The 11,829-nt window shown below is 62.0% G+C and carries 8 protein-coding genes; 7 read left to right on the forward strand and 1 reads right to left on the reverse strand.

What is annotated here, in order from left to right; translation table 11 throughout:
- Window positions 1–2,329: DEAD/DEAH box helicase family protein (locus ABI213_RS06495; RefSeq protein ID WP_348026484.1), on the forward strand; the 2,329-nt coding region annotated here is incomplete at its 5' end.
- Window positions 2,330–2,403: 74 nt separating this feature from the next.
- On the opposite strand, the gene ABI213_RS06500 is transcribed toward ABI213_RS06495, so the two are convergent.
- Window positions 2,404–3,645, reverse strand: coding sequence for a thiolase family protein (locus tag ABI213_RS06500; protein ID WP_348007907.1), 1,242 nt, complete (start codon window positions 3,643–3,645; stop codon window positions 2,404–2,406).
- Between the two features lie 216 nt (window positions 3,646–3,861).
- Between ABI213_RS06500 and ABI213_RS06505 the strand changes: the two genes are divergently transcribed.
- The 6 genes from ABI213_RS06505 (at window position 3,862) to ABI213_RS06530 (ending at window position 11,725) form a co-directional block, all read left to right on the forward strand.
- The gene (locus tag ABI213_RS06505; RefSeq protein ID WP_348007908.1) at window positions 3,862–4,662 is read left to right on the forward strand and encodes a crotonase/enoyl-CoA hydratase family protein; all 801 of its coding nucleotides are present in this window, start codon (window positions 3,862–3,864) and stop codon (window positions 4,660–4,662) included.
- A 34-nt stretch (window positions 4,663–4,696) separates the two neighbouring features.
- Window positions 4,697–6,556, forward strand: a complete 1,860-nt coding sequence (locus ABI213_RS06510; RefSeq protein WP_348007909.1) for a feruloyl-CoA synthase — start codon at window positions 4,697–4,699, stop codon at window positions 6,554–6,556.
- A 152-nt stretch (window positions 6,557–6,708) separates the two neighbouring features.
- Entirely contained in the window at window positions 6,709–8,265 is a 1,557-nt protein-coding gene (locus ABI213_RS06515) for a methyl-accepting chemotaxis protein (protein ID WP_348026486.1), read from the forward strand.
- Window positions 8,266–8,686: 421 nt separating this feature from the next.
- Entirely contained in the window at window positions 8,687–9,451 is a 765-nt protein-coding gene (locus ABI213_RS06520; protein WP_348007911.1) for an SDR family NAD(P)-dependent oxidoreductase, read from the forward strand.
- Window positions 9,452–9,501: 50 nt separating this feature from the next.
- Window positions 9,502–10,644, forward strand: a complete 1,143-nt coding sequence (locus ABI213_RS06525; protein ID WP_348007912.1) for an ABC transporter substrate-binding protein — start codon at window positions 9,502–9,504, stop codon at window positions 10,642–10,644.
- Between the two features lie 40 nt (window positions 10,645–10,684).
- Complete coding sequence (locus tag ABI213_RS06530) at window positions 10,685–11,725, forward strand: branched-chain amino acid ABC transporter permease (protein ID WP_348026488.1); 1,041 nt, start codon at window positions 10,685–10,687, stop codon at window positions 11,723–11,725.
- Window positions 11,726–11,829 lie beyond the last annotated feature (104 nt).

Here is an 11,829-nt window from a genome sequence, read left to right on the forward strand (position 1 = left end):
CATTGGCGAAACCTTTGAGCGCGACCGCCAGCGCAAAGCCCTGGTGGTGATGGCCACGGGTGCGGGCAAAACGCGCACCGTGATTGCGCTGGTAGACCTGCTGCAGCGGGCCAACTGGGCCAAGCGCGTGCTGTTCTTGGCCGACCGCGTGGCGCTGGTGAACCAGGCGGCCAATGCCTTCAAGGCGCATCTGCCCGACGCGGCGGCGGTGAACCTGGTGACCGAGAAGGCCACCGAGGGCCGGGTGTATGTATCCACCTACCCCACGATGATGGGCTTGATCAACGAGACGGATGATGGGCTGCGCCGCTTTGGCGTGGGCCACTTTGACCTGATCATCGTGGACGAGGCGCACCGCTCTATCTACCAAAAGTACCGCGCCATCTTTGCCTACTTCGATGCGCTGCTGGTAGGCCTGACGGCCACGCCCAAAGACGAGATTGACCGCAACACCTATGGCCTGTTTGGCCTGGAAGACGGCGTGCCAACCGATGCCTATGGGCTGGAGGATGCGATTGCCGAGGGCTACCTGGTACCGCCGCGTGCGGTGTCGGTGCCGCTGAAGTTCCAGCGCGAGGGCATCAAATACGCCGAGCTGAACGAAGACGAGCGCGAGCAGTGGGACACGCTGGATTGGGAAGAAGACGGGCCCGCCCCCGACGAGGTGGGCGCAGAGGCGGTGAACAAATGGCTGTTCAACACCGACACCGTAGACAAGGTGCTGGAGCTGTTGATGACGCGTGGCCACAAGGTGGCTGGCGGCGACCGGCTGGGCAAGACCATTGTGTTTGCCAAAAACAACCTGCACGCCGAGTTCATTGCCAAGCGATTCAATGAAAACTACCCGCACTACGCTGGCCAGTTTGCCCGCGTCATCACCTACCAAACCGAGTACGCGCAGAGCCTGATTGACGATTTCAGCGTGAAAGAGAAGTCGCCGCACATCGCCATATCGGTGGACATGCTGGACACCGGCATTGACGTGCCCGAGGTGGTGAACCTGGTGTTCTTCAAGATCGTGCGCTCCAAGGCCAAGTTCTGGCAGATGGTGGGGCGCGGCACGCGGCTGTGCAAAAACCTGTTTGGCCCGGAGCAAGACAAAAAAGAGTTTTTGATCTTCGACTTTTGCCAGAACCTGGAGTTCTTCAGCCAGAACCTCGAAGGCAGCAAAGGCAATGTGGCCGAGCCCCTGAGCCAGCGCAGCTTCAAGGCGCGGCTCGAATTGCTGTCGGTGCTGGACGAGCAACTTGCCAATGCGCAAGGTGCCCAAGCCGCAGAGCCCCGCGCAGGCTATGGCCTGACCACGGCCAGCCTGCGCGCCGACACGGCCACCCATTTGCACGCCGTAGTGGCGGGCATGCGGCTGGACAACTTTGTCGTGCGCCCGCAGCGCCGCTGGGTGGAGCAATGGAGTGAAGCCACTGCCTGGCACGCAGTTACCGGCGACCAACTGCTGGAGCTGGCCGAACATGTATCAGGCCTGCCCAGCGCCGTACGCGACGATGACGAAGAGGCCAAGCGTTTCGATTTGCTGATGCTGCGCACCCAGCTGGGCAGTGCGCGCGGCGATGTGGGTTTTGTCCGCCTGCGCGAGCAGGTGCGTTCGCTGGCCGATGGCTTGAGTGAGTTGGGCAGCATCCCTGCCGTGCAGCAGCACATGGTGCTGATTGAGGCGGTGGCCGGTGAAGAGTGGTGGCAAGACGTGACCCTGCCCATGCTGGAGCAGGCGCGCAGGCATTTGCGTGGCCTCATCAAGCTGCTGGACAAGATACGCCGCAAGGTGGTCTACACCGACTTTGAAGATGCGGTGGGCGAGTCGGCTGAAATTGCCTTGCCGCTGGGCGGCAGCGCGGGCGACTTTGAGCGCTTTCGCCTGAAGGTGCGGGCCTTTTTGAAGTCGCATGAAAACCACCTTACCCTGCACAAGCTGCGCCGCAACCAGCCGCTGACCGCCACCGACCTGGCGGAGCTGGAGCGCTTGCTGGTGGACAGCGGCACCGGCTCGGCCGACGACGTGGCCCGCGCCGGGCAAGAGGCGCATGGGCTGGGCCTGTTTGTGCGTGCACTGGTGGGGCTGGACCGAGAAGCCGCCACGCTGGCGCTGAACGCCTTTGTGGCGGGCAAGACGCTAAGCGCCAACCAGCTGGAGTTTGTGAACCTGATCGTCACCCACCTGACCGAGCGTGGGGTGATGGAGCCGGGCTTGTTGTATGAGCCGCCCTTCACCAGCTACGCGCCCCAGGGGCCCGACGTTTTGTTCACGTCTGCCCAGGTGGACGAGCTGTTCGGCGTGCTGGACCACATCAAGGCCACGGCACTGGCTGCCTGAAGTTTATAAGGTAAATAGGGCTCTAGCGCAGGAAGCATCTGCGCCAGAAGCTATTCATTCAATAGCAAATCAACTCAGGCCAGTGGATTCTCTATCAGCAATGCCATGCCTTGGCCGCCGCCGACGCAGGCGCTAGAGATGCCGTAGCGCACACCGCGGCGGCGCAGTTCGCGCGCCAGGGTCACGGTGAGACGCACGCCGGTCGCGGCCAGTGGATGGCCGAGTGCGATGGCACCGCCGTTGACGTTGAGCTTGTCGCGGTCCAGGCCGAGTTCACGCTCCACCGCAATGGTTTGTGCGCCCTGGGCTTCGTTGATTTCAAACAGGCCAATGTCAGATAGCTGCAGGCCGCAGCGCTGCAGCAAGGCACGGATGGCCGGGGCTGGGCCGATGCCCATCAGCTCGGGCGGCACACCGACAGCGGCGGCGCCGCACAAACGGGCCAATGGCTGCAAGCCGTTCTTGCGCACGTAGGCATCGCTGGCCACCAGTGCGCCCACCGCGCCATCCACCAGCGCCGAGCTGTTGCCGGCAGTCTGCACGCCGCCAGGGTAGACGGTACGCAAGCCGGCCAGGGCTTCGACGGGCGATGGGCGCGGATGGGTATCGCGGTCCAGTTGAGTGACCTTGCGCGGCAGCTGGATGCCGCGGGTAGCGTAGCCATCCAACTCAAATTTTTCGCTGACGACGGGCACGATCTCGCCAGCATGGAAACCGTCGGCTTGGGCCTTCAGCGCACGCTCGAACGACAGGGCCGCAAAGGCGTCCACATCGGCGCGGCTAACGCCGTATTGCTTGGCCAGGTTTTCGGCGGTCTCGATCATCGTTACCGGGCCGGCAGTGTCGATCAAGGCTTCCATCAGAAAGTCTTTGAACTCGACCGGCGCGCCCAGCTTGAAGCCGTTGCGGTGGGTGTAGGCGGCAATCGGGTTGCGCGTCATGGACTCGGTGCCGACCACCAGCGCCAGTTCGGCGTAGCCCAGGGCGATCTGGTCGGCCGCCTGCCGAAACAGCTCGAAACCCGTGCCGCAGATGCGCTGCACCAAGATCGACGGCACGGCGATCGGTACGCCCGCATACAGGCCGATGTGGCGCGGCAGCACAAAGGCGTCAAAGTCGGCCTGCGCCATGGAGCCGGTGATCACCGAGTCCACATCGGCTGCGGACACGCCGCTGCGCGCGAGCACCGCGCGGGCCACCTTGATGCCCATGTCGGTGGGCGATACCTGGCCCATGGCACCACAGTAATCGACCAATGGCGTACGCACGCCATCAATAATCCAGGTGTTTGAGAAGGAGGCAGAGAAGTGTTTCATAGGGGCTCTCAAATGGACCAACATCGGGTGACCTCAACACGCACCAGGGCTCTGCCAATTCTGCTGAACCGTTGGATTATTGATGCCAAATTAGTTATTTAATATAACCTTATTGGACTTCCAAAAAGCTAGGGAAAGCACCTACGATTGTTGTCTCCATCCACCTTGTTTTAGTTATTTTTCATAACCATAATTCAGCCAGACGAAGACCACACCATGACCACACCACATTCCGCTTCCACCTCCGACATTTCCCTTGAGATTTGTGGCGATGACCAAGAAATTGCCGTCATCCGCCTGACCCGCCCGGCCAAACGCAATGCGCTGAACGACGGCCTGATCCTGGCGTTGCGCAATCTGCTCGACGGCCTGCCCAGCAGCGTGCGGGCAGCGGTGATCGACGGCGAAGGCCCCCACTTCTGCTCGGGCCTGGACCTGAGCGAGCTCAAAGACCGGGACGCAGGCCAGGGCCTGCTGCATTCCCGCATGTGGCACGCCGCGCTGGAGCGCGTGCAGTTCGGCCCGGTGCCGGTGGTGGCGGCGCTGCACGGCGCGGTGGTGGGTGGCGGGCTGGAGCTGGCCAGCGCCTGCCACATCCGCGTGGCCGATGAGTCCACCTTTTACGCTCTGCCCGAAGGCTCGCGGGGTATCTTTGTGGGCGGCGGCGGCGCGGTACGCATTCCGCGGCTGATCGGCACTGCCCGTATGACCGACATGATGATGACCGGCCGTGTCTACAACGCAGCAGATGGCGAACGCATCGGCATGGCCCAGTACCTGGTGCCCACCGGTGCCGCGTTTGAGAAGGCGCTGGAGCTGGCCAAGCGCATCGCGCAGAATGCGCCGCTGACCAACTACGCGCTGATGCACGCCCTGCCCCGCATTGCCGAGCAACCCGCCGACCAGGGCTTCCTCACCGAAGCCATGATGGCCGCGATTGCCCAGAGCGCGCCCGAAGCCAAACAACGCGTGCGCGCCTTCTTGGACGGCAAGGCCGCCAAGGTGCAAAAAGCCTGAGCGTCCGCCAAAACAATAACCACAGAGACACACCATGGCTGCCCCCCAATACCGCCCGCTGCGCTTCGGCGTCACCCGCGTGACCACCCGTGAAACCGCCCAGGGCGTGGTGTACGTGCGCGCCGAACAAGACCTGCAGCCCTACCCCACGCGCCTGACCGACCGGCTGGCGCACTGGGCCACCGCCACCCCCGACCACACCTGGATGGCCCAGCGTGTAAAAAACGCCGATGGCAGCCTGGGCGACTGGCGACACATCAGCTATGCGCAGGCTTGGCAGTCGGCCCGCAACATTGCCCAGGCGCTGCACGGTTTCGACCTCAGCGCCGAGCGCCCGGTCGCCATCCTGAGTGAAAACGACCTGGACCACGCCCTGCTGGCGCTGGGATGCCTGGTGGCAGGCGTGCCGCATTGCACCGTGTCCACCGCCTACAGCACCATTAGCCAAGACTTCGACAAGCTGCGCCACGTGCTAGGCACGCTAACCCCCGGCCTGGTGTTTGCCAGCAATGGCGAGCGCTTTGCCCGCGCCATCCAGGCGACGGTGGGGGCCGATGTGCAGGTGGTGTTGGGCAGCGGCAGCATTCCGGGCCGCGACACAGTGCCCTTCAGCACGCTGCTCAACACCCCCGCCACCCCGGCGGTAGATGCCGCGCATGCCGCCATCACCGGCGACGACATCGCCAAGTTCATGTTCACCTCGGGTTCGACCAAGCTGCCCAAGGCCGTGGTCGTCACGCACCGTATGTGGAGCGCCAACCTGCAGCAAATGAACGAGGCCATGCCCGTGCTGGCCGAAACGCCCCTGGTGCTGGTGGACTGGCTGCCCTGGAACCACACGTTTGGTGGCAACCACAACTTTGGCATCACCATCTACAACGGCGGCACGCTGTACCTGGACGAAGGCAAACCCACGCCCAAGGGCATGGCCGAGACCCTGCGCAATCTGCGCGAGATTGCGCCCACCGTGTACTTCAACGTACCCACCGGTTTCGAGGTGCTGGCCGAGGTGATGCAAACAGACGACCTGCTGCGCAAGAATCTGCTGAGCCGGGTGAAGATGTTTTTCTTTGCCGCTGCGGCTTTGTCGCAGCCGATCTGGGATGCGCTGTTTGCCAGCGCCGAGCGCGAAGTGGGCGAACGTATCGTGATGAGCACCGGCCTGGGCATGACCGAATGCACGCCCTACTGCCTGGGGGTCAACAGCCACCACGTCAAGGCCGGTTATGTGGGCGTGCCCGCGCCCGGCCTGGAGCTCAAGCTGGTACCCGTGGACGGCAAGACCGAGGCGCGCTACCGTGGCCCCAACGTCACGCCCGGCTACTGGCGCAACCCGCAAGCCACGCAGGCCTGCTTTGACGAAGAAGGCTTCTTCTGCTCGGGTGACGCGGTGCAATGGATAGACCCGAACGACCTGCACCAGGGCCTGAAATTCGACGGCCGGATTGCCGAAGACTTCAAGCTCAGCACCGGCACCTTTGTCAGCGTGGGCCCGATGCGCGCCAAGATCATTGCAGCGGGTGCCCCCTATGTGCAGGACGCGGTGCTCACCGGCATCAACCTCAAGGAAGTCGGTGCCTTGATCATCCCCACCAGCGCCTGCCGCAGCCTCAGCGGCCTGCCTGCCGATGCCAGCCAGCAAGCCGTGCTGGAAAGCGCGCCGGTGCAGGCCCATTTCCAACAGGTCATCAGCACGCTGGCCGCCGAATCCACCGGCAGCGCCACCCGCATTGCCCGCGCCCACCTGATGGCCGAGCCGCCCTCGCTGGACAAAGGCGAGATTACCGACAAGGGCTCCATCAACCAGCGTGCCGTGCTCCAGCACCGCGCCGCCCTGGTGGAAGCCATGCACACCGACCAACTGCATCCAACCATCAAACCTGCCGAGAAATAGCAGGGGCGACCGGACCGTTATGCCCTGGCCATTTCGGTACTTGCACGCTACGGCCTGATTGCGCGGTGCTTGCTATTGAACGCGCTTGACCGCGCTCTGTCGCGACTTTAGCGCGCGGTTTGAAGCCGCCTCTCCAACCACAAGGAATTGCGATGGCAATCGGTACATTGATTCTTCGTCCTGGCGTACGCTTGATGGAGCGCCTGCATGTGAACGGCAAGCTGGCAATTGTCTTTGGCTTGTTGGCGGCTTCGCTGGCAGTGGCACTCAGCAGCCTGTATAGCGGCGCAGCAGACAGCGTCTCACGCCCAATTTTTCTTTGGTTGACAGTCCTAGGTGTCGCCACTTTGATCTACTTTTGCGTATGCCTTCAAGCCAACCTGTCGAAGGGTTTGCAAGAGCTTGCCGAGTTGGTAGATGCCGTTTTGAGTGGCAATCTCCGGCACAGTGCAGCGATCACCGGGTCCGACGAATTGGCCAGCATCGCGCAACGCCTGGAACGCATGAGTCGAAACTTGTCCGCGATTGTGGCAGCCATCCGCAGCGAGGCGGAGCTGGTGAGCATGGCCGGCGACCAGTTGTCCAGCGGCACCTACAGCCTGTCTGAGCGCACCGAGCAGCAGGCGGCAAGCCTGGAGCAGACGGCGGCCAGCGTGTCTGAGCTGGCGTCCACCGTTCAGCGCAGTGCCGAAGATGCGCTTGAAGTGCACCAACACGCCGGAAAGGTTCAGCACACCGCAGACAACGGTGGAGCCATCGTGCAATCGGCCGTTGAAGCCATGGAAAGCATTGCCAAACGATCCAAGCAAATGACCGAAATCATTGCGGTGATCGACGGTATTGCCTTCCAAACCAACATCCTCTCACTGAATGCCGCCGTGGAGGCTGCCCGGGCAGGCGAGGCAGGGCGGGGCTTTGCAGTGGTCGCCTCCGAGGTGCGCACCCTGTCGCAGCGCAGCACCAAGGCCGCCGGTGAAATCAAAAAGTTGATCCAGGGCTCCATTGACGAAGTCTCGGGTGGCGTCGTGCACATCCACCAGACCAGCCGCTTGCTGCAAGACATTGTCAGCGGCATCCGCGAAGTCACCGTCCGGGTCGGTCATATTTCATCCTCCAATACCGCGCAAAGTACGAGCATTCAGGAGATTGCCCAGGCCGTTCGCAGCTTGGACGACATCACCCAACGCAACGCACAGCTGGTCGAAGTGTCTGCCCGTTCGGCCGAAAAGCTCCGCTCGCAAGCCAGCAATTTATCGTCAACCGTCATCTCCATGCGGCTGCGCCAGGGTTGCGCCGACGAAGCCCGCATACTGGTTGAGAAGGCGTGCGCACTCATTGCGTCTGCAGGATTGGGGTCGGCCGTACGCCGCTTTCACGACCGGCAAGGCGGGTTCATTGAACGCGATCTGTTCATCATCGTGCTGGACCGCAACGGCTACTTCCGCGCTTTCGGCATGGACCCCAGCCGGGCCAACAAACCTGCGGTGGCCGCGCCGGGCGTCAATCTTGAAGAGTTGAACCACAAGACCATCACGGTCGCCGACGAAGGCGGTGGCTGGATCGAGTTCAGGGGCGTACACCCCATTACCGGCCTACCCGCCGACAAAATGGCCTATGTGCGGCCCGCAGCAGGCAATGACTATATGGTCATGTGCAGCATCAATAAAAACGATGGAACCCATGCCGCGTCGGGCGCGAAGCATGCGTAATTCCAAGCCATACGCGATTCCAAAATGTCTAGATACCGAATGACCGCATGGACGCGCAAGCCTGGAATACAGGCACTCGGCATAGGCAGGATGTGCATGGATACCACTTGTCTAAGCGCCTGCTGCCAGCGCGGCGTACGGCACGATCGGACGGAGCCACCAGGACCTCAACACGCCCCGAACGAACAGGGTAAACACCTAACAAAATGGCGTCTGCGACGCTTTATTTAGTTATTTTTTATAACCATAATTCATTCTAAGAAACAGCAAACCTCTCTGGCATGCAAAGACATCCCTTTGAATACCTGCAACGAACACATCGCCATGGCGCAGCAGCTTTCGCCGCAGGCCATTTAGGGATATAGACCCTAAAAAATTCACCCATATTGCGACACATTCAATAGTAGAAAAGAGCATCAAAATGAACATTCAAGGACACGCAGCACTGGTCACCGGCGGTGGCTCCGGCTTGGGCGAAGCCACTGCCCGGGAACTGGCGCGCCTAGGTGCAAAGGTTGCCATTCTGGATGTCAACCTCGCGGGTGCCGAAAAGGTCGCTGCCGAGATCAACGGTATCGCCTGCCAATGCGATATCACCAACCCTGAGAGCGTCAGCGCTGCGATGGAGAAAGCCGCCGCAGCCCACGGCCCAGCCCGCATTTTGATGAATGTGGCCGGTATTGGCGGTGCCAAGCGCGTGGTGCAAAAAGACGGTAGCGCGGCCCCGTTGGATGCCTTTGCCAAAGTGATCGCGGTCAACCTGATCGGCAGCTACAACATGACGCGTTTGTTTGCCGCCGCCTGCGCAAAGCTCGAGCCGCTGGAAGACGGTGCACGCGGCGTGATCCTATTCACCGCATCCGTGGCAGCTTTTGACGGCCAGGTGGGCCAGCAAGCCTACAGCGCCTCCAAGGGCGGCCTAGTCGGTATGACGCTGCCCATGGCACGCGACCTGGCGCAGTACGGCATCCGCGTCTGCACCGTGGCCCCCGGCCTGTTTGCCACGCCGCTGATGCAAGAACTGCCCGAGGCCGTACAGGCATCGCTGGCGGCATCGATCCCATTCCCATCGCGCCTGGGCAAGCCCTCCGAATTCGCCGAGCTGGCCGCGCACGTGGTGACCAACGGGCATCTGAACGGCGAAGTGATTCGCCTGGATGGCGCACTGCGCATGGCACCACGGTAAGTTCCATCCCCCTGTTTTTACGTTCCGCCACCGCACCCCAGGAGACAACCATGCAATCTACAAAAAAAACCGTATTCACCGCCATCGCGTTGGCCGCATCCATGGCCTCTGGCCTGGCGCTGGCCGATGTCACCATCGGCGTAATCCTGCCGCTGACGGGCCCGGCCTCGGGCCTGGGTATTCCCATGGCGAACGAGATCAAGCTGTGGCCGCAAACCATTGCCGGTGAAAAGCTCAACATCATCGTTCTGGACGATGCCTCCGACCCGACCAACGGCGTGAAGAATGCCCGCCGCATGGTGTCGGAAGACAAGGTGGATTTGCTGATCGGCTCGGCCGCCACCCCCGTGGGCATCGCCGTTGCAGGCGTGGCGTTCGAGTCGGAAACGCCGCAGCTGGTGGCCTCGCCGACCCCGCTGCAACCGGGCAAGGATTTCTGGAGCTTCCGCCTGCCGCAGTCCACCGCCGTGATGTCGTATGCCGTGGTGGAGCACATGAAAAAGCAGGGCGTAAAAACCGTAGGCTTCCTGGGCTACACCGATTCATACGGTGAGAGCTGGCTGAAGGAATTCACGGCCGTGGCTGAAAAAGCTGGCATCAAGGTGATTGCGTCCGAGCGCTTTGCCCGCACCGACACGGGTGCCACCGCACAGGCTCTGAAGTTGGTGTCCACACAGCCGGATGCGATTCTGATCGCCGCCTCTGGCAGCGGCGCAGCCATGCCGCAAAAGGCAGTGGTCGAGCGCGGCTACAAGGGCAAGATCTACCAAACCCACGCTGCCGCCACCCGCGACCTGATGCGCGTCGGCGGCAAGGACATCGACGGTGCTTATGTCGTCTCTGGCCCGGTGATTGCACCGGAACAGTTGCCCGACAGCAATCCGTCCAAGAAACTGGCGCTGGACTACGTGCAGAAGTATGAAAAAACCTACGGCCCTGGCAGCCGCAACCAGTTTGCCGCGCACTCTTATGACGCTGAGCTGATCCTGGAAAAAATCATTCCGATGGCGCTCAAGAAAGCCAAGCCCGGCACCAAGGAATTCCGTGCCGCGCTGCGTGATGCGCTGGAGACCATGGGCCCCACACCGCTGTCCCAAGGCGTGATGAACTGGACCAAGGACGACCACTGGGGCTATACCAATGACACCGGTGTGATCGTCAAAGTGGTCAAGGGCGACTGGAAAGTCGAATAAGGCCTAAGCCCATCGCACTCTTTTTTTCCTAGGATTTTTCATGGACTTTTCGATCGCCAGTGTCCTGCTACTGGACGGCATCACCAACGGTGCGATTTACGCCTTGCTCGGCCTGGCGATCGTATTGGTGTTTGCCGTGACGCGGGTCATCTTTATTCCGCAAGGTGAGTTTGTCGCCTATGGCGCGCTCACGCTGGCGATTCTGCAGACCGGCGCCATCCCTGGCACCGTCTGGCTGCTGGTGATTTTGGCCGGTGTGGCCGCACTGATGAATTCCTGGGCCGCATGGCAACGCTTACACCAGTTCAGCGCCGCCGCCAAGGCTTTGCTGCGTACGCTGGTGGTACCGGTGGCCATTGCCGCCATCACCGCCTGGGCTGCGCCCCGGCAGTTTCCACTGCTGGTGCAAGCCCTGCTCAGCGTCTGCATCGTTACCGCCTTTGGCCCGCTGATGTACCGCGTGGTGTACCAGTCGCTGGCCGATGCCAGCACCCTGGTGCTGTTGATCGTATCGGTGGGCGTGCACTTTGCCATGACCGGCCTGGGCCTGCTGTTCTTTGGTGCCGAGGGTTTTCGCAACCCCAGCTTTTGGGACCAGCGCTTCCAGCTGGGTGCGGTGAACGTGAACGGCCAAGCCATCATCATCTGCACGGCGTCATTGGCCTTGATTGTGTTGCTGTGGCAGTTCTTTGAACGCACGCTGTTTGGCAAAGCCTTGCGCGCCACCGCCATCAACCGCCTGGGTGCCCGCCTGATGGGCATCTCCACCCATACCGCGGGCAGCCTCACGCTGGCCATGGCGGCCTTGATTGGCGCGCTGTCGGGCTTGCTGATCGGCCCCACCACCACCATCTTTTACGACTCCGGCTTTTTGATTGGCCTGAAGGGCTTTGTGGCCGCCGTGATTGGCGGGCTGGCGAGCTACCCGGCGGCGGCCATCGGCGCACTGTTTGTCGGCATCGTCGAAGCCTTCTCCTCATTCTGGGCCAGCGCCTTCAAGGAAGTGATTGTGTTCACGCTGATCTTGCCCATCCTGCTATGGCGTTCACTGGCCAGTGGCCATTCGGACGACGACCACTGAACCGCAGGCCAAAGCTATGACCCACATTCTCAACAACACCGTGACGCGGCTGCTGCTACTGGCCGCCGTGGCGCTGATCGCCTGCTTGCCCTTGCCCGACTTCT

This window comes from Rhodoferax sp. (genome assembly GCF_039922535.1).
In the GTDB taxonomy this organism is placed as follows: domain Bacteria; phylum Pseudomonadota; class Gammaproteobacteria; order Burkholderiales; family Burkholderiaceae_C; genus Rhodoferax_B.